17 protein-coding genes are annotated in these 18950 nt (G+C 40.9%); 6 read left to right on the top strand and 11 right to left on the bottom strand.

What is annotated here, in order from left to right; translation table 11 throughout:
* Positions 1-15: 15 nt before the first annotated feature.
* The 4 genes from Q0R88_RS14875 to Q0R88_RS14860 form a co-directional block, all read right to left on the bottom strand.
* Positions 16-771 carry a LytTR family DNA-binding domain-containing protein gene (locus tag Q0R88_RS14875; RefSeq protein ID WP_295717394.1) on the bottom strand — a complete coding sequence of 252 codons (756 nt, stop codon included), beginning with the start codon at positions 769-771 and terminating at the stop codon, positions 16-18.
* A gap of 10 nt (positions 772-781) precedes the next feature.
* Complete coding sequence (locus Q0R88_RS14870; protein ID WP_295717392.1) at positions 782-2560, bottom strand: histidine kinase; 1779 nt, start codon at positions 2558-2560, stop codon at positions 782-784.
* A 207-nt stretch (positions 2561-2767) separates the two neighbouring features.
* Positions 2768-3860, bottom strand: a protein-coding gene (prfB, locus tag Q0R88_RS14865; RefSeq protein ID WP_295717390.1) for a peptide chain release factor 2 whose coding sequence is annotated in 2 segments (ribosomal slippage) — positions 2768-3799 and positions 3801-3860 — 1092 coding nt in all. Because the reading frame shifts where the segments join, the coding sequence is not laid out codon by codon here.
* A 98-nt stretch (positions 3861-3958) separates the two neighbouring features.
* Positions 3959-4396 (bottom strand): hypothetical protein, encoded by a 438-nt coding sequence (locus Q0R88_RS14860; protein ID WP_295717387.1) that lies wholly within the window; start codon positions 4394-4396, stop codon positions 3959-3961.
* Positions 4397-4648: 252 nt separating this feature from the next.
* On the opposite strand from Q0R88_RS14860, the gene pgi reads away from it, so the two are divergent.
* Positions 4649-6295, top strand: coding sequence for a glucose-6-phosphate isomerase (gene pgi / locus Q0R88_RS14855; RefSeq protein WP_295717385.1), 1647 nt, complete (start codon positions 4649-4651; stop codon positions 6293-6295).
* A 135-nt stretch (positions 6296-6430) separates the two neighbouring features.
* Here the strand turns inward: pgi and Q0R88_RS14850 are convergent, their stop codons facing one another.
* The 5 genes from Q0R88_RS14850 to Q0R88_RS14830 are packed head-to-tail and all read right to left on the bottom strand — an operon-like array spanning position 6431 to position 11168.
* Positions 6431-6808 (bottom strand): DUF805 domain-containing protein, encoded by a 378-nt coding sequence (locus tag Q0R88_RS14850; RefSeq protein ID WP_295717383.1) that lies wholly within the window; start codon positions 6806-6808, stop codon positions 6431-6433.
* Positions 6809-6863: 55 nt separating this feature from the next.
* Positions 6864-7940: a glutaminyl-peptide cyclotransferase gene (locus tag Q0R88_RS14845; protein WP_295717380.1), complete on the bottom strand. Its 1077-nt coding sequence runs from the start codon at positions 7938-7940 to the stop codon at positions 6864-6866.
* Positions 7941-7944: 4 nt separating this feature from the next.
* Positions 7945-8313: a YraN family protein gene (locus tag Q0R88_RS14840; protein WP_295717377.1), complete on the bottom strand. Its 369-nt coding sequence runs from the start codon at positions 8311-8313 to the stop codon at positions 7945-7947.
* The gene (dnaG, locus tag Q0R88_RS14835) at positions 8314-10248 is read right to left on the bottom strand and encodes a DNA primase (protein ID WP_295717374.1); all 1935 of its coding nucleotides are present in this window, start codon (positions 10246-10248) and stop codon (positions 8314-8316) included. It abuts the gene before it with no gap.
* A gap of 50 nt (positions 10249-10298) precedes the next feature.
* On the bottom strand, positions 10299-11168 hold the full coding sequence (locus Q0R88_RS14830; protein ID WP_295717371.1) for a DMT family transporter: 870 nt from the start codon (positions 11166-11168) through the stop codon (positions 10299-10301).
* 140 nt (positions 11169-11308) lie between these two features.
* Here Q0R88_RS14830 and Q0R88_RS14825 point away from each other — a divergent pair, with 140 nt between their 5' ends.
* The 5 genes from Q0R88_RS14825 (at position 11309) to Q0R88_RS14805 (ending at position 15375) form a co-directional block, all read left to right on the top strand.
* Positions 11309-11794, top strand: a complete 486-nt coding sequence (locus Q0R88_RS14825) for a DUF6252 family protein (protein WP_295717370.1) — start codon at positions 11309-11311, stop codon at positions 11792-11794.
* A gap of 126 nt (positions 11795-11920) precedes the next feature.
* On the top strand, positions 11921-12412 hold the full coding sequence (locus tag Q0R88_RS14820) for a hypothetical protein (RefSeq protein WP_295717368.1): 492 nt from the start codon (positions 11921-11923) through the stop codon (positions 12410-12412).
* 33 nt (positions 12413-12445) lie between these two features.
* Positions 12446-13894 carry an asparagine--tRNA ligase gene (gene asnS / locus Q0R88_RS14815; RefSeq protein ID WP_295717366.1) on the top strand — a complete coding sequence of 483 codons (1449 nt, stop codon included), beginning with the start codon at positions 12446-12448 and terminating at the stop codon, positions 13892-13894.
* A gap of 229 nt (positions 13895-14123) precedes the next feature.
* The gene (locus Q0R88_RS14810) at positions 14124-14618 is read left to right on the top strand and encodes an SRPBCC family protein (RefSeq protein ID WP_295717363.1); all 495 of its coding nucleotides are present in this window, start codon (positions 14124-14126) and stop codon (positions 14616-14618) included.
* A 220-nt stretch (positions 14619-14838) separates the two neighbouring features.
* Entirely contained in the window at positions 14839-15375 is a 537-nt protein-coding gene (locus Q0R88_RS14805) for an alpha/beta hydrolase (RefSeq protein ID WP_295717360.1), read from the top strand.
* 453 nt (positions 15376-15828) lie between these two features.
* Here the strand turns inward: Q0R88_RS14805 and lepB (Q0R88_RS14800) are convergent, their stop codons facing one another.
* A complete protein-coding gene (lepB, locus tag Q0R88_RS14800) occupies positions 15829-17298 on the bottom strand; it encodes a signal peptidase I (protein ID WP_295717359.1) in 1470 nt (489 codons plus the stop codon).
* Positions 17299-17321: 23 nt separating this feature from the next.
* Positions 17322-18455 carry a signal peptidase I gene (gene lepB / locus Q0R88_RS14795; RefSeq protein ID WP_295717356.1) on the bottom strand — a complete coding sequence of 378 codons (1134 nt, stop codon included), beginning with the start codon at positions 18453-18455 and terminating at the stop codon, positions 17322-17324.
* Positions 18456-18950: the final 495 nt, after the last annotated feature.

Below are 18950 nucleotides of genomic sequence, written 5' to 3'. Positions count from 1 at the left end.
ATTATAGGTTTTTTATTATAAACTTTTACCTAAAGCATCTTTTACCATTTCGCGATTTTGGCGCGAGATGGGGACTTTGGTTTGATCGTTTAACAATAAGGTACCGCCATCCTCCTTTAAATAACTTTTTACAAATTGCAGGTTTACCAGGTGCGATTGATGCGCACGCACAAACTGATGCGGCTTTAAAATATCGGCAAACTCCTTCAGCGTTTTACAAACCAACACACACTCGCCGCTTTGCAGATAAAAACTGGTGTAATTGTTTGATGCTTCGCACCTAATGATATCAGTAATTTTTACGTACATGATCTCGGTAAGCGTTGGCAGCGTAATTTTGGGCGTTTCTTTTTGGCCTGCCTTGATGTACTGCAACAGGTTTTCGATGCTGTGGTTTTGTTGCCTGCCGCTTATTTTTTGTTTTGCTTTTTCAATAGCCAGCTTAAACTCGGCTACATCAATTGGCTTTAACAAGTAATCGAGTGCCGAAAATTTAATGGCCTGAATACCGTATTTATCATAAGCGGTAATAAATATCACCTCGAAGTTTATTTTATCAAAAGCCCTCAGCACATCAAAACCGGATTGACCCGGCATCTGAATATCGAGAAACAACAATTCCGGCTGATTGACTTTTATGGCTGCTATAGCATCGTGTGCATTTGAAGCCGTTGATACTACCTCAATTTCTGTGCAATAGGTTTGGATAATCTGTTGCAAATTTTCGATATTATTGGGCTCATCATCAACTATAATACTTCTGATACTCATCTGCATAAAATTATAGCCAGTTTGTTAAACGGATACTAACAATTGTACCCTCACCGGCCTTTTCTATATATAAACTCACCGGCTGATCTTTATATAGCTGATTTAATAAAGCTACACGTTCTTCGCTTAATTTCAGTCCGTAGCCCCTTATTTCTGTTTGATTATTTGCAGTGACCCATTTGCCATTATCCCGTATTGAAAAAACTAAGTCTTTCGCGTCGCGGATCACGGCTATTTCTATTTTTCCTTTTTCTTTTAAAACTGCTACACCATGCTTAACCGCGTTCTCCACAAATGGCTGTAACAACATAGCCGGGATCTCGGTATTAGCCTTATTTAAATCAGCATCTACAATTATCTCATATTTAAAGCTGAAACGTAACTGCTCCATTTGCAGGTAATCATCCAAAATCCTTATCTCTTGCTCTATACTTAGCAACTCTTCATTACCTGTATCCAACACCTGACGGGTTAGGCCCGCAAATTTTGACAGGTAATGATTGGCACCTATCATATCATTTTTATTCACCAGGTTTTGGATAGATGTTAGCGCGTTAAACATAAAGTGAGGGTTGAGCTGCGCCCTTATTGATTGTAGTTTTAGCCCGGCGGTTTGCTTTTCTTGTGCCGCACGCAATAATTTCACCTGGTTGTGTCTGTAATAGCCTCCAAACAGCAAAGCAACACCTGTAAGTGTTGCCATAATATAAGGAAAGGCCTGCTTTATAGAAACTTTTTTATCTAATACCGGGGGCGGCTTCACCTCAAATGAAATTCTGAGTACTTGGTTTTCGGGCCAATGTCCAAGGTCATTTGCCCGCTGTATAATTATTTCATATTTACCGGGCCGATTATAGTACTTGGCTTCTACATTAGCATAATTTTCAAGATTGTACCACCCAATTGTTGTCGTATCAGTTTTACCGCTAATATTTTTAACAAGATATATTACGTAAGGGATCGTAATATGGTCTTTGTAAGATAAACGTATGTTGGCAACGCTGTCAACAGGAAATTTTAAATCAAGGGGCATACCTGTTTTGGAATCAAACCGGGTAGCATACCCCTTATTCATTTTTGAATAATTAAGGTTAAAATAATTGATCTTTTTAGTGTAATCGTTAACGTTTTTACCATCATCGGGGGTTTCTAACATAATTTCGGTAACTACGGGTTTAAAATTAACCCGCCAGTCAAAAATCACTCCGTCTCTTATACTATAATCATTAATATTCCGAACTTCAACTAATATTTGTTTTCCCGGCGATTGGAATTTTCCCAAATATCCATACGGCTGTTTTGCACCGTATTTTTGTTCCAATTGAGGAATCCTTGACCAGGGAATTATTTCTAAACTATCATTTTGAACAACACGATAGCGATAATTTTTGATATTACTTTTATCAATACCCATAGCAATCAAAATAGCGGCAGAACTATCTTTAATAATATAGTTGGAATATTCTTTTGATATTGATTTTACGGGATTTGAAAAAAAATCTTCGAGATTAGGGTTAAGTTTAACCCCAAGCATAATTGGGCTGCGGGGTATTTCGTTCTGGGAGTTAAAATAATGCCCTGCTTTATATTCCATTACATTATTAACAGCTGTGTCTGTTGCTCCAAATGTAGAAGATTGCCTTACCATCATTCGTTGATCTGTTGTTACAAAATCGAAATAAAAAAAATTCCCGGACTTATTTGAGGCCGCAGTTTGAGCAAAGGCAACAGGCGTCAAATTAACACCGATAAGATGTAATAATAATAGTGCTAAAATTCTTTTTTTCATGGTGTGTTTAAGTTTATAATTTAATTTTCACATCACAAAAATGTATTTCCGAGGGTGAGCCACCAACCCATACCGAGTATTCGGCATCAAGCGCTTAGTATTTGGCAAAATATGCCTAAATAAAATGGAGTTACCTATTTAGATAACTCCATTTTGGATTTATTCATATAATTTAAATCCTTCCGAATATACTATATTAATCTTCCTTTAACTCTTCGGCCCACCAAACTCCATCAGGTAAGCTTTTAAAAATTCATTAAGCTCACCATCCAAAACTGCGGCCGCGTTTGATGTTTCATGATCGGTACGCAAATCTTTCACCAGTTTGTACGGATGCAAAACATAGTTACGAATCTGTGACCCCCACTCTATTTTCTTTTTGTTGCCTTCAATGGTATTGGTTATCTCCAGGCGCTTGCGCATTTCGGCCTCGTACAATTGCGATTTCAGTAAACGGATGGCGTTATCCTTATTCTGTAATTGCGAGCGCGATTCCTGGTTTTTGATAACAATTCCCGATGGCTTGTGATATAAACGTACAGCGGTTTCCACCTTGTTCACGTTCTGCCCACCTGCACCGCCAGAGCGGAAGGTTTCAAACTCAATATCCGCAGGGTTAATATCTATCTCAATGGTATCATCTACCAGCGGATAAACATATACTGATGCAAAAGAGGTATGGCGTTTGGCATTGGCATCAAACGGAGATACGCGTACTAAACGGTGCACACCATTTTCGCCTTTTAAATAGCCGTAAGCAAAATCGCCTTCCAGTTGCAGGGTTACGGTTTTTACACCGGCCACATCACCCGGCTGATAATCCTGCTCGGTAACCTTGTAGCCATTTTTTTCGCCCCACATAATGTACATACGCATCAGCATACCTGCCCAGTCGCAGCTTTCGGTACCACCGGCACCGGCGGTAATTTGCAGCACGGCATGAAACTGGTCTTCTTCGGCCGAGAGCATGTTTTTAAATTCAAGCTCTTCAACCGCCTTTATCGCCATGTTGTATTGCTCCTGCATTTCGGCCTCGGTGGCATCGCCACCCTGGTAAAATTCAAATAGTACACCGGTATCTTCAATTATCGCCGATACTTTTTGAAACTCATCCGTCCATACTTTTTTTACTTTGATGGAGGCCAGTACTTTTTCGGCTTCTTTTGGGTGATCCCAAAAATGCGGACCAACGGTTATTTCCTGTTCCTGATGCAGTAGCTCAAGCTTCTTGTCGATGTCAAAGATGCCTCCTCAGGGAAGCTGCTCTATCCCTTAAATCCAGAATCTGTTCTTTAGTCATGTGGCAAATATATGCAATTTGATATTCGGCTTAAATAAAAAAGGCCTGCAAATTGTATTACCAATCTGCAGGCCCATTTTAAGGAAAATGTTATTTTTTTAAGCCACCATTAAATCGCGAACCAGCAAACTCAGGTCGGCACGGTTGCCATTTAGTTTAGTAAGCATATTTGTTAAACCAAACTCTTTAATCTGCTCGCTTTTTGAAGCTTTAACAAGCTCAGTCATTACCTGCGGAATCAGTGTTTTTGCAGTATGCATGGCCTGTGCCGGTTCCATATGGTAAAATGTGTTAAGTCTGTTTGCAAATCTACTTACCATGCTTGATACTAATGAACGATTGTAAATACCCGAAGACTGGAAATACTTTACTACATCTTTCAACTTACCATCTTCCATCTGTCCTTTTAATACCTCGATGATCGAACTTGAAGCCTCAATCATTACACTTTCATGGTGTTTTGCAGGAATTGCGGGATTGTTAATAACTGCCGTCCCGGCGTTATTTTTTACAAGCAAAAAAAGTTTTTCAAACATGGGCGTAAATAGTTTATTTTAAAATTTACAAATTGATGATAAATCACTCATTTGGTTATCAACAATACAAATATATCAAATAATCATTTTAAAATTCAAAACAATTGGTAAATATTTTTTTAATTTTCATAATTTTCAAGTGTATAACAAACACTATGTAAAAGGTGTTTGTTATACACGAAGATTACTTAATTTTATATTTAATATCGGTCTAACAATTAACTTGTTACTTTTGTTAAAAACACTTCAATTATGCTGCCAAACACCGATTTCACCACCACACAGAGTTATAAATATTTAGCAGACCATTACATTGATATTGTATCAAAAAGTTTGAAAGAATTATTTGATACTGACGATCAGCGGTTTACTAAATTCTCTATCCAATTTGAGGATATCCTGCTTGATTACTCCAAAAACCGTATCGATGATGAAACTATTGCCTTATTGATACAGCTGGCTAAGGAATGTTCAGTAAATAAGGCAATTGAAGCCATGTTTGCGGGCGAAAAAATCAACGTTACCGAAGGCCGCCAGGTACTGCACATTGCGTTGCGTAACCGCAGTAATACACCTATTTATGTTGATGGCAAAGATGTTATGCCCGATGTAAATAGTGTACTTGATCATATGAAGGAATTTAGCAATGCCATCATATCGGGCTCGTGGAAAGGTTATACAGGCAAACCTATTACCGATGTAGTTAATATTGGCATCGGCGGGTCTGATTTAGGTCCGGTTATGGTAACGGAAGCCTTAAAAGCTTACAAGAATCATTTAAACCTCCATTTTGTAAGTAATGTGGATGGTACACATATAGCCGAAACGCTAAAAGCAGTTGATCCGGAAACTACGCTGTTCCTGATTGCTTCAAAAACATTTACTACCCAGGAAACCATGGGTAATGCCCACAGCGCACGCGATTGGTTTTTAGCTGCCGGCGCTACCGAGGCTGATGTCGCCAAGCATTTCGCGGCCCTATCAACCAATGCTGCGGCGGTTGAAAAATTTGGTATCGATACCAAAAACATGTTTGAATTTTGGGATTGGGTTGGTGGCCGTTACTCCTTATGGAGCGCTATTGGGTTATCTATCGCCCTAAGCATTGGCTTTGATAATTTTGCCGAATTACTGGACGGCGCCCATGCTGCTGATGAGCATTTCCGCACCGCAGAGTTTGAGCAGAATATTCCTGTTACACTTGCCCTTTTAGGTATCTGGTACAACAACTTTTTTGAAGCCGAAACCAATGCCATTTTACCATACGATCAATACATGCACCGCTTTGCTGCATACTTTCAACAAGGTGATATGGAAAGCAATGGTAAACATGTGGACCGTAATGGCAAACATGTGGATTATCAAACCGGCCCAATCATTTGGGGCGAGCCAGGCACCAACGGCCAGCATGCTTTTTACCAACTGATTCACCAGGGTACCAAACTAATCCCTTGCGACTTTATAGCCCCTGCACAATCACATAATCCGCTTGGCGAGCATCACAATATGCTGCTATCAAACTTCTTTGCACAAACCGAAGCTTTGATGAATGGCAAAACTGAAGAAGTGGTTATTGAAGAATTAAAAGCCGCCGGAAAAACAGACGAGGAAATTGCAGCGATTGCACCTTTTAAAGTATTTGAAGGTAACCGCCCAACAAACTCTTTCCTGCTTAAAAAGATTACTCCGCGCAGTCTGGGTTCATTGATAGCCATGTATGAGCACAAGATATTTGTACAAGGCATCATCTGGAATATTTACAGCTTTGACCAATGGGGTGTTGAGCTGGGCAAACAACTTGCCGGTAAAATCCTTCCCGAACTAAAAGACGACGCCGAAATCAGCAGCCACGATTCTTCAACCAATGGGTTGATCAATTTGTATAAGGCCTGGAGGTAAGCCCCCCAGCCCCCTAAAGGGGGAGCTTTAGCTTTTGATTAGCATATTATTTATAAAGCAGAAAAGCCGCAAATTTGCGGCTTTTCTGCTTTATATTTTAGGTAGCTACCAGTTCCCATTTTTTAAAATCAAAGATTAATCCTTGTACTCCCCTCCTATTGTTGGTTTATCCGGAAAAGGACTTTCATATTGTTCGGGATCAAATGGCTCCAATCCTTTGGGGTTGTCGCCGTACTCATTTTCGCCCAGATCTCCATCCTGGAATAAGAGCCAAAGACAATAAAAGGGAATTAATTGCCACCACCCACTTTTTCCAAGATCATGGCATCTTTTTGCGCCTTGCGACCATAAAAACCAAAGGAGAGGAATAAACGCAAATAAAAGTATTTTCATTCCACCGCTCCCCTCAGATGATAGCCTGATTGTTAAATATGATATAAAATAAATAATGAAACTGATGCCGTATTCAGTCCTTCTGATACGGCCGTCAAATGAAAAAAGATTTTTAAACATACATTAAATGATAAGGTTTCACGAATGTATGTAAATGCTTAATATATTGAATTATTTATTTCTTCACAAACTTTACCTGATACATCTTAGGCCATTTTTTGCCGGTTACAAAAATGCGTTTGGTGGCGGCATCGTAAGCTATTCCATTAAGTACATTATTTCCCCAATCACGGTTTGATGGTCTTTCTGATTCGGGATACAGGTTTTTCATATCGATCCTCTGCTCTACAGCACCGGTTTTGGGATTAATAACCAGGATCTCATCCGTTTGGTAAACGTTAGCATAAAGTTTACCATCAATATACTCTAACTCATTAACAGAATCTATTTGCTTTTTATCATCGCAAACATCAATAAAGCCGATTTGCTGATAGGTGTCTTTATCAAGGAACCAAATACGGTTGGTGCTATCGTCCAAATATAGTTTTTTGCCATCAAAGCACATACCCCAGCCTTCTACGCCTACATTATTAGCAAAGGTTTTAAGTAGCTTCAGGTTGTTTTTATCGTACACAAAACCTGTTTTTTCACGATAGGTCATTTGTACAACCTTATCGCCAATTACTGATATGCCTTCGCCAAAGTATTTACTTTCCAGTTTTGTTTGCATCAGTACTTTACCGGTTTGCAAATCAACCTTGCGAATAGTGGAGTGTCCATAATCACCAGTACTTTCATAAATTACACCATCAACATACTGCAAGCCTTCGGTATAGGCACTGGTATCACGCGGAAACGTTTTTTCAACCTTATAAGTTAGCTGTTCCGGCGCTTTGGCAGCAAGCAACAAAATATTGGTAGTAACATCCTGGCTTTTTCCGCCCTGGTAAACTTTGGCAGTAATTAGTTTAATGCCCAAAGGAATGGTATCTGTTTTTAAACTAACACCCAATGTATCTTTAGCCACCCCTAAACGGATAGCCTCCATCATGTACACTACCGAATCGGGTTTGGTATTGGCTGGCAAACCAACTTTTACTTTCACCTCATCGCCTGCCTTGTAGGTAGTGCCAGCCTCCGGACTAATCGTATAATCCGCACCGCTATCTGCCGTCTTTGGGTCACAGCCATTACAACCAAATGCCAGCAATAAGCCGGCAGCAAAAAATATTTTTAATTTATTAATCTTCATAAGTTTAAGTTCCTGTCGGCCAAAACGCGTCTTCAATATGGTTTAGTATATAATTCTTATTCTTATCAAACAAAATGGCAATAATATCAAACCGCACATCGCCCTGGTGGTTCATCAGGTAAATATATTCGTCCGCGGCAGAAGCCAGTAGCTTTTGCTTGCGGGCATCTACAAAATCCTCGGGCTGGCCAAAACCTGTTCCTGTACGGGTTTTAACTTCGACAAATATAATAACCTTGTTTTTATATGCAATCAGATCAATCTCGGCTTTACCATAGGTCCAGTTCTCGTCCAGGATTTCATAACCGGAGTTTTCCAGGTGTGTTTTGGCTAAAGCCTCGCCCGCGCGACCCAATTCGAGGTGTTGGGCCATTTATTTGATAATTACTGAACCTAAAAAGTCGGAGATACTTTTTTCAACCTTTTTCATACGGATGTATTGGTTAAGTAATATCTCCTGATCGGTTTCTGTAACAGCGGTTTTGAGTTCGGCACGCAGGCCATCAAGAATTTTCTCTACCTTATGCTTTTTAAGATGAAAAATAGCACCCAAAATGGCGGCTTTCATATTAGCCTGTTCATCATGTATCATGATCCGGTGCATCTCGTACCAATTCTCGCTCAGGGTGTATTTAGTGGTAAGCAAATCAATAGTGAGGTCAACAATTCCTTTATTCTTATGATGAATAAAATAATTATCCTCGGGCAGTACCCCGTTTTCAACCTCTTGCCGATATAGCTCTACAAAAAGCTTAGAGGCCTCATGTACAAAAGTAACGTCGCCAAGTTCGGCAATCATAAACGGACCGATATAGGTATTGGCAATGCCATCCCAGTCAATCATTCTACTGCCATATAAAAGCAGCAACCGAATAATTTCCTTTTCCTGAAAATATTCCTCCTTGACTACTTCCTGTACATCTGGCTCATCAAAAAAGTTTGGCTCATCTGGCTGCGGGGCATACCGGGTATTGGTTTGTTGCTGCTGTCCGTCTTTTTTTGCCTTGGCCTGGCGCATTTTATTCAATTCGGATAGCAGCGCCCGCTCATCTATCTGCAATATATAGCTACATTCTTTTATAAAGACGGATGCCTTGATAGAATCGGGGATCTTGGCAATACTCTCCACTATCTCCCGGATGATCTCGGCTTTCTTTATCGGGTCGTTACCCGCTTCTTTTAAAAGAATACTGGCTTTGTAAAGGATAAAATCCTTTTTATTTTCTTCAATGTGTTTTTTGAAGGCATTGGTTCCCACGCTGCGCACATAGGAATCGGGGTCATGTCCTTCGGGGAAAGAAACTACTTTTACGTTGAGGCCTTCTTCCAGGATCATATCCAGCCCGCGCAACGATGCCTTAATACCCGCGGCGTCGCCATCATACAAAATGGTGATGTTTTTGGTAAACCTGCTAATGAGCTTAATCTGCTCCACAGTTAACGAAGTACCGGACGAAGCCACAACGTTTTCAATACCGGCCTGCACTACCGAAAGCACGTCGGCATACCCCTCTACCAAATAGCAGTTATCTTCTTCGCGAATGGCTTTTTTGGCGAAGTAAAGCCCATAAAGCACATTGGATTTATGGTAGATCTCACTCTCTGGCGAGTTTACGTATTTAGGTACGTTTTTATCCTTTTTAAGCGTACGGCCGCCAAAGGCTATTACTCTTCCTGTAAAGCTATGGATGGGGAACATTACCCGCCCACGGTAACGGTCATACAATGTTCCGTTATCCCGTTTAACAGATAACCCGCTTTCTACTAAAAACTGTTCCTTGTAACCTTCCTTAATAGCATTGCCGGTAAAAGCCTCCCATTGATCGGGCGAGTAACCGAGCTCAAACTTTTTAATGATATCGTTACTAAAGCCGCGCTCTTTAAAATAGCTAAGGCCGATGCTTTTGCCATCATCAGTATCCAGCAGGCTTTCATGAAAAAATTTAGCGGCATAAGCCGTAACTATCATGAGGCTCTCGCGGCGCAACTCCTCTTCCCGGTTCTCGGGGGCTTCAACGGTTTCTTCAACCTCGATACCGTATTTCTTGGCCAGCCATTTCAGAGCTTCGGGATAACTGAATTTTTCCAGCTCCATTAAAAACGTAACTGCCGAACCACCTTTACCCGTCGAAAAATCTTTAAAAATGCCTTTAGCCGGCGATACCGTGAACGATGGTGTACGCTCATTGGCAAATGGCGACAGCCCTACATAGTTGGCCCCGCGCTTCTTTAACTGCACAAATTCCCCTATCACCTCCACAATGTCGGTGGCTTCCATAATACGGTCGATGGTGGATTTTATGATCATGAGCTAAAATGCAAATGTAGGGCAATTCATCAATTGATGATTAACAAACGTTAAGATACTATTTTATTTACTTGATTACGTGGCCTTAAAAATGTTACGGCGATACCAGCCAACACAATAACGCTGCCTATAATTTCTTTCGCCTCCAATTTTTCTTTCAAAAAAACCGCTGCAAGCAGTCCCGCAAATACCGTTTGGCTCAATAAGGCTATGGCCACCTTGGTTGATTCCAGGTACCTTAATGAATAATTAATAGTTAACCAGCCAATAAGCTGGCATATTAGCCCCATCCCCACAAAACACAGCCAAACTTTTAAGGAGTAGTCAACAATATTATTACCCATGAAGCTGCTGATCATCAACAGAAATACACTTGCGCTTAGCATGCTATAAAACATAAACGTAAATACATCCAGGCGCCCCATGATTGTTTTAGTGATTATAATATAAGTAGCATAAAACAAACTGGCCAATATGGCCAATAAAATGCCGGCATTAAGTTCAAGGTGCAAGATATGCTCATAGCCTACCAGCACTACCATACCGGCTATGGCAACTACGGTACCTATCCAGAATAATAAGCCAGCGTTTTTTTTGAATATCAGGAAGCTCAGCAAGCCAACCCAAACGGGGGCCAGGTTAGCTATCAATGTTGATACTGTAGCACTGATCTTTAATAAAGAAAGATTCCAGACCGCTATATCCGCAGCGAATACGATGCCGGCGGTTACCGCAATTATCAGCTGCCGTTTTTCAATCCGAAATTTCTTTTTAGCAATGCAAAAAGGCAACAGGCAAAGCCATGCCACAAAAACCCTATAAAACGCGGCCCCAATTGGCGATACCCCGGCAAGCTTAACAAATATGGGCGAAAACGAGATGCATAAAATGCCAATAACGAGACTTACTTTAGGATTCATGGCAGCTTTTAAATGAGCGGCAAACTTAAGCAAATAGGCTTTTAATATGGAGTTTGTTTATATCATAAAACTGTTATTTGTTTTCATGTAACTGTATCAAAACCAGTTGATGCTCCGTAACTACATTAAAACCTGTTACCATGAAAAAAAACCTGCTATTACTTTCTGTCCTGTTCCTTTTTTTAACTGCCTGCGGCAAAAAAGATTGCTGCGTTATGCCAAAACAACCATTCATTACCGCTGAAAAGAACAGCGCTCACTGGACCGCCGACCCAACAAGCAGTACCCTGGTAGGCGATACCGTAGCCATATTTGGCACCAATTTTAGTACAACCCTCGAAGAAACCTTAACCCTGCAGTTTAAGGCATCGGCACCTGGAAAATATACTTTAAAGGGCAAACAGGCATGGTACTATAATACTATTGGCAGGGATGTTATTGTAAGCGAATATCAACTTGATGATACCTTTGCAAATTCGGTTGAGATTACTGCCTTTAATAAAGATTCAAATGTTATAGCCGGCACTTTCAGCGTAAAACTAAAACATACCTATCCCTCAGATAAGCCAGCCAGCCTTCAATTTTTAAATGGCAAATTCCAAATTCAATTACATAAATATAAATAATTGAATTTTCGTCTAAAAAACGCCAATAATCATCATTATCAAATATTTGATAATCAGAGCAGCAGTCATAACTTTTGAATATCTTTATGAAGCCAGTTATTAATAACTTCCTACAGTTAAATTGTTATGAAAAAACACCTGCTTTTGTTATTTTCCATAACGCTGTTGCTTATTGCTTCATGTGCCAAAAAGAAATGCTGTGATTTCCCGACGATAGCGGACTTTATTATTACGCAGAAAAATGGTGCGGAATGGAAATTTGATCCATTAAGCCTTGCCACAGCACAGGATACCGCCATCATATCGGGCACAAACAATGTGACCGATATGATGGAAACATTCGGCTTTAAATTAAAGTTAAACGGTCTTGGCTATTATGAACTGAAAAGTGACGAAGGTTTTTATCATATTACCAAAGGCAATGAAATTGTAGCCAGGTATAAGCTAAGCACAACCCACAACAATACGGTAATTGTGGTTGCACTTAATGAGAAAGACAAAATCATCCAGGGGCTTTTTAACGTTAGATTTGTTAAAATTTTCGACAAACCTGTAGGCAGTCAACCGGATAGTATCCGTTTTTTAGAGGGAAAATTCAAAGTATCATTACATAATTAATTGTATTTTTGCGGCTCTAAAAAATATACTTATATGAGTCAGCGCACAAAGATCAAAGCATTGCTGCAGAGCCAGCAAACTGATATTGATGTAACAGTTAAGGGATGGGTACGTGCCTTCCGGTCAAATCGTTTTATTGCTTTGAATGATGGCTCAACCAATAACAATATCCAGATCGTGGTTGATTTTGAAAACACCGATCCTGCATTGTTAAAACGCATTACTGTTGGCGCTGCAATCAGCGTATCAGGAAAACTGATCGCCTCATTAGGCAAAGGCCAAACGGTAGAAGTTATAGCCGCCAATATTGATATCTTAGGCGATAGTGATCCCGAAAAATACCCTATTCAGCCTAAAAAGCATAGCCTGGAGTTTTTAAGGGAAAATGCGCACCTCCGTTTCCGCACCAGTACTTTTGGGTCGATATTTCGCCTGCGCAACAGCCTGGCATTTGCAGTACACCAGTTTTTCCAGGAGCGCGGTTTTGTTTACCTGCACACGCCGGTTATCACACAATCTGACGCTGAAGGTGCAGGTGAAGCTTTTCACGTAACCAACTTCGATCTTAACAATATCCCTAAAACCGATACCGGTGAGGTTGACTATAAACAGGATTTCTTTGGCACCTCTACTAACCTTACCGTATCCGGGCAACTGGAAGGCGAGCTGGGTGCTATGGCCCTGAGCGATATTTATACTTTCGGACCAACTTTTCGTGCCGAAAACTCAAACACTACCCGTCACCTTGCCGAGTTTTGGATGATTGAACCGGAAGTTGCCTTTAACGACCTTGATGACAACATGGACCTTGCCGAGGACATGCTGAAATATGTGATTAAATACGCGCTGGATAAAAACCCGGATGATATTGAGTTTTTAACTCAACGCCTGCAGGAAGAAGAAAAGCAAAAACCACAGAACGAGCGGTCGGAAATGAGCTTACTGGAGAAACTTCAGTTTTGCCTGGATAATGATTTTGAACGCCTTACTTATACCGAGGCTATTGATATTTTAAAAGAATCGACACCGAACAAGAAGAAAAAATTTCAATATCCTATTGAAGGATGGGGAACCGATCTGCAATCAGAACATGAGCGCTACCTGGTAGAGAAACACTTTAAAAAACCGGTGATCCTTACCGATTACCCTAAGGCTATTAAAGCATTTTACATGCGCCAGAACGAGCCGGATGCCCAGGGTCGCGAAACTGTTCGTGCTATGGATATTCTTTTCCCTGGTATTGGTGAAATTGTGGGTGGTTCACAACGTGAAGAGCGCCTGGATAAACTGGAACAACGCATGGACGAAATGGGTATCCCTAAAGATGAACTTTGGTGGTACCTGGATACCCGTCGCTTCGGTGCCTGCGAACATGCCGGCTTTGGTTTAGGCTTTGAGCGTTTGGTATTGTTTGTTACCGGTATGGGTAACATCCGTGACGTAATCCCTTTCCCAAGGTTCCCGAAGAATGCGGAATTTTAAACATGATTAAAAGGATTTTGCAGGATTTTTCCTGCAAAACGCCACAAGACATAAATCCATGTCATTGCGCCAATTAAAATTGCGCGAAATATTAAAGGAAAAAGACGCTCTAAAAGGTTTGTCATCCTGAACGCAGTGAAGGATCTATTCGCAGATTTACAGGGCGAAGAAGCATGGTGAATAATAGATCCTTCACTGCGTTCAGGATGACAAAAGTTTTTTTTATAATATGCCTATTATCGAATTAGCCACCCATATCAATGCTCCTATTGCAAAGTGTTTCAACCTTGCCAGGAGTATCGACATCCATGTGGACTCGATGCAGCAAAGCGGTGAATCGGCAGTTGCCGGGCGCACCAGCGGCCTGATTGAGTTGGGCGAAACTGTTACCTGGCGCGCAAAGCATTTCGGCATATGGCAAACCTTAACCTCAAAGGTTACCGAAATGGAATACCCCAATTACTTTACCGACGAAATGGTACAGGGGGCATTTAAAAACTTCAGGCACGAGCATTATTTTTATCCCATCAATAACCAAACCCTGATGAAAGACATTTTTATGTTTGATGCACCGTTGGGTTTCTTAGGAATTATAGCTAATTTCCTGTTTTTGGAAAGATATATGCGCAACTTGCTGCAACAACGGAATGAGGTGATAAAACAGGTAGCGGAAGCCCCCCGCCCCCCTGAAGGGGGAGTTGGACTGGATACATCTTTTAAATAAAAAATTTGTCATTTCGATAGAGCAAAGGGAAGGAATAAGCGGTGGGGCGAAAGAGAAATCTTCTACACCCTGTATAGCTGGCTTTTGCATATCGTATAAGATTTCTCCTCGTACCTCGATCGAAATGACAACGCTTTTTAATGTAAGAGGGGAAAGGGAGATCTGGCTGGAATTAATTAGCAAACCAAAATCTTTTTAATCACATAAAACCTTATAAATCGTGTTTAAATCAACCATACTTATCATTCCTGGCCTGGGCAATTCCGGACCTGAGCATTGGCAATCTATTTGGGAAAAGCAATTTAATCTTATCCGCGTTGAGCAACAGGATTGGGAAACACCTATTTGCGCCGATTGGATTAAAACACTTAACGATTACGTTACCCCACACAACCCTGCCGAAGTGATCCTGGCAGGCCATAGCCTTGCCTGTGCCACTATCGCCTATTGGGCCAGGGAATTTAACATTACCATAAAAGGAGCGCTGCTGGTTGCTCCCAGCGATACAGAGGCCGACACTTATCCCGAAGGCACTACCGGTTTCTCACCCGTGCCGTTAATAAAGCTACCGTTTAAAAGTATTGTAGTAATGAGCACCAACGATTACTATGTACGCCCGGAACGTGCTCAATTATTTGCAGATAGCTGGGGCAGCAAGCTTATCAGCATTGGCGATGCAACACATATTAACGCCTCATCAAATTTAGGCGAATGGGAAGAAGGATTGGCGTTGTTAAAGGAATTGGATAGTGATTAAACCTTTATCTCCTAATTTGTGAAATACAGAGATACTGAAAAGGAAATGACCTTTTAAAAAAAAGGCTGTCCTGCTGAGCCTGTCGAAGCATGTGGGCAAAGGCCTCTGCGCGCGCCCCTTCGACAAGCTCAGGGTGACCGGCCCTTTTTGAATGCAAATACTTTGATAATAAATACGTCACAGGTCATGCTTAAAACATCTAATCTACGCCGCGCATATCCGATCTGCATAGTTTACTAATAAATCCTTCGTACCTCAGGATTGAACTTGCTTCAGCACCCTAATGCTAAGTATATTACATGTGGTCTACCTGTCCTGTGGGGTCCTGAAACAAGTTCAGGATGACTTCATTTTTATAACTTGCCATAGGTAACGAGGAATGACAAAAATATTTCAACAAAAAAGGCCCGGCTATTTTAACAATAGCCGGGCCTTTTAGGTTTCGTGACAATACTACCTGATAATATTAAACAACCTGCTCCACCTGATTTTGCTCAGGAAAGAGGCCTGGTCATCAATACTCATCCAGATGAAGAGCGCCTTGCCTACAATATGATCTTCGGGTACAAAACCCCAGAAACGTGAATCTTCGGAATTATGGCGGTTATCCCCCATCATAAAATAGTAGTTAAGCTTAAAGGTGTAGCTATCGGCTTTTTTGCCGTTGATCATAATATCTTTCCCTACTACCTCTACTTTGTTACCCTCGTAAATCTCTATCGCGCGACCATAAACCGGGAACGTTAAGCTATCCAGCTTCACTGTCCAACCTTTTTTGGGAACTACAATCGGACCAAAATTATCCGGGTTCCAAACAAAATTAGGGAAGTTTGGCGTGATTTTATAGTTAGGGAATTTTGCAGGGAAAACGGAGTAATTAACATCCGGTGAGCCGGCAGGTGTAATTTCGGGCGTTACCGATTTAATATTTGAATATCCTTTTAAAGTTTTTGCCGATGATGCCGTTGTATTTGTTGTAAACTCATTGGTCTTATCGCTGTTGATATCTTCCAGGTGTAAATCGGAAGTAAGCTGTGGGTTCAGCGGCGTTCCATCGTACTTAACCCTGTAAGTCATTTCGCCGTTTACAGGAGTAGTTTCGGTTTTGCCGTTTATGAAAACCTGCGCGTTAACAATACTTAATGTATCGCCGGGTGTACCCTGGCAGCGTTTAATAAAGTTTTCGCGTTTATCAACTGGCCTGTACAAAGGCGAATCGGCATCCATAGGGTAATTAAATACCACAACATCGCCTTTTTTAATATCGCTTAAGCCAGGTAAGCGGTAATATGGCAACTCAATACCATCCCAGTAAGCTTTGGTATTTATGAGCGGCATGGTGTGGTGCGCAAAAGGGAATGCAACGGGTGTCATCGGTAAACGGGCACCATAGTTAACCTTGCTTACAAACAAGTAATCGCCAATAAGTAAAGAGCTTTCCATAGATGCACTCGGGATCACGTAAGCTTCAATAAAAAGCGTACGGATCATAGTGGCCGCTATTACCGCGAAAATAATGGCATCGGCCCATTCACGTGTAGGCGTCTTTTTAAGTGCCTTTTTATATTTCTCCCTAAACTCCGGACTTGCCGACAGGCCCAAATATTTTGTGTCCTTATCAAATCCCCACTTTGGTAAAAATATAAATGAAAATGCAACAGCGCCTATATGATCAAGCAAGGCAAACTTGCCGTATGATTTTACAAAATCAACAATGATGCCTATCAATACCAGGATATTGATGCCCGGCAATAACATCAGCGCCAGCCACCACATGGGCCTGCCGCTTAGTTTCAACATCACATAAATATTATAGATGGGCACAAGGCCTTCCCAGCCTGGTCGGCCAGCTTTTTCAAATAATTTGTATAAGCCTATGTAAGGCAGAACTATCAGTAATAAAACCCCGATTACAATATTCACTATATGTTATTTTAATTTTCTAATTAATGTATCCCTCTAAATAACCTGTTCCAGCGTATTTTATTTACAAATGATGCGGTGCTATCCACACTCAACCAGGTAAATAAAGCCTTCCCTACTACATGATCCTCTGGCAAAAAGCCCCAGTAACGCGAATCTGTTGAATTATGGCGGTTATCACCCATCATCCAGTAGTAATTCATTTTAAAGGTGTAAGTATCGGCTTTTTTTCCGTTTATAAAAACATCATTGCCTACTACTTTTACAGTATTGTGCTCATAAATGGCAATAGCCCTGCCATAAATTGGAAACGTAAGGCTATCGAGTTTAACTGTCCAGCCTTTTTTGGGGATAATAACCGGTCCAAAGTTATCAACGTTCCAACCGTATCTTGGCATGGCTCCTATTTTATAATCCGGGTGCGATAGCGGGTAAACAGGGTTCAGGTCATCAACTAAACCTTTTATGGCAACATCTGGCGTAACCGATTTAATGTTCGAAAACCCTTTTAATTTATTTGCCGATGCTACGGTTGTATTGGCTTTAAAATCGGTGTTGTTGATTACCGCGATATCCGTTAAATGAAGTTCGTTGATCAGCTCCGGGTTAATTGGGTTACCATCCGACTTGATTACATAGGTCATTTCGCCGGTTACAGATGTTAGCTCGGGTTTTCCATTAATATACACCTGGGCCTGGGCCAAACTTAATGTATCGCCGGGCGTACCCTGGCAACGCTTAATGATATTTTCACGTCTATCCACCGGGCGGTAATATGGTGAATCGGCCTCCATAGGTAAGTTGAATACAACAACATCTCCCTTTTTAATATCACTAAAACCGGGCAGGCGATAATATGGCAATTGTAAACCGCTCCAGTATGATTTTATATCTGTATAAGGGATATTGTGGGCAGTAAACGGGATAGCAAGCGGCGTTATTGGCATACGCGCCCCATAGTTTACTTTACTTACAAACAGGTAATCGCCAATGAGCAGCGAGCTTTCCATAGATCCGCTGGGGATTACGTAAGCCTCAATAAAAAGTGTACGGATCAGGGTTGCAGCTATAACAGCAAAAACAATGGCATCAGCCCATTCACGGACAGGGCCTTTTTTCTTTTTTACTTTGCTTTTATCTTTTGTGAAAAACTTCATAAATGTGCAGTTTCAAATGTGCAAATATGCAGATGACCGATTTCATATATGCAGATTACAAATTTGTTAATTTTTTAGGTGACTATAATTTGTTAATTAACCCTAAGACTATCATGTAAGCAATATGTTACCTGGGTAGATGTGCAAATTGCAGATGCCGGCTCTGTATAGTTCGCGATTGCTTCGTTCCTACCCTGCTAAAACTCCTTTTGTCATCCTGAGGAACGAAGGATCTACTCTCCACCATGCTTCTTCGCCCTGCACAGTTTGCAAATAGATCCTTCGTTCCTCAGGATGACAAACCTTTTTAACGTCATTTCCCCTTCAGAGGCCACCGGATTTTACCACTCGCAATTGTAAAGGTCAACTAATTCGGTAACAGAATTAGCTTTAAGGAATAAAGCTAAATGTTATGCGAAACATTAACAATGACCTTACATTAAAGCGGAACTACCTGAATAAGTATCGTTTTCTAATTACAGAATATGAGCAGGT

This window comes from Mucilaginibacter sp. (assembly GCF_025362475.1).
In the GTDB taxonomy this organism is placed as follows: domain Bacteria; phylum Bacteroidota; class Bacteroidia; order Sphingobacteriales; family Sphingobacteriaceae; genus Mucilaginibacter.
This window is presented reverse-complemented; position numbering and strand designations above follow the sequence as displayed.

Excerpts from the sequence above, each read along its gene's own strand:
- lepB (WP_295717356.1), bottom strand. The coding sequence starts at position 18,455 with ATGAAGTTTTTCACAAAAGATAAAAGCAAAGTAAAAAAGAAAAAAGGC.
- Q0R88_RS14845 (WP_295717380.1), bottom strand. The coding sequence starts at position 7,940 with ATGAAGATTAATAAATTAAAAATATTTTTTGCTGCCGGCTTATTGCTG.
- Q0R88_RS14875 (WP_295717394.1), bottom strand. The coding sequence starts at position 771 with ATGAGTATCAGAAGTATTATAGTTGATGATGAGCCCAATAATATCGAA.
- Q0R88_RS14830 (WP_295717371.1), bottom strand. The coding sequence starts at position 11,168 with ATGAATCCTAAAGTAAGTCTCGTTATTGGCATTTTATGCATCTCGTTT.
- Q0R88_RS14820 (WP_295717368.1), top strand. The coding sequence starts at position 11,921 with ATGAAAAAACACCTGCTTTTGTTATTTTCCATAACGCTGTTGCTTATT.
- asnS (WP_295717366.1), top strand. The coding sequence starts at position 12,446 with ATGAGTCAGCGCACAAAGATCAAAGCATTGCTGCAGAGCCAGCAAACT.
- Q0R88_RS14810 (WP_295717363.1), top strand. The coding sequence starts at position 14,124 with ATGCCTATTATCGAATTAGCCACCCATATCAATGCTCCTATTGCAAAG.
- Q0R88_RS14870 (WP_295717392.1), bottom strand. The coding sequence starts at position 2,560 with ATGAAAAAAAGAATTTTAGCACTATTATTATTACATCTTATCGGTGTT.
- Q0R88_RS14860 (WP_295717387.1), bottom strand. The coding sequence starts at position 4,396 with ATGTTTGAAAAACTTTTTTTGCTTGTAAAAAATAACGCCGGGACGGCA.
- Q0R88_RS14850 (WP_295717383.1), bottom strand. The coding sequence starts at position 6,808 with ATGTTTAAAAATCTTTTTTCATTTGACGGCCGTATCAGAAGGACTGAA.
- Q0R88_RS14840 (WP_295717377.1), bottom strand. The coding sequence starts at position 8,313 with ATGGCCCAACACCTCGAATTGGGTCGCGCGGGCGAGGCTTTAGCCAAA.
- dnaG (WP_295717374.1), bottom strand. The coding sequence starts at position 10,248 with ATGATCATAAAATCCACCATCGACCGTATTATGGAAGCCACCGACATT.
- Q0R88_RS14825 (WP_295717370.1), top strand. The coding sequence starts at position 11,309 with ATGAAAAAAAACCTGCTATTACTTTCTGTCCTGTTCCTTTTTTTAACT.
- pgi (WP_295717385.1), top strand. The coding sequence starts at position 4,649 with ATGCTGCCAAACACCGATTTCACCACCACACAGAGTTATAAATATTTA.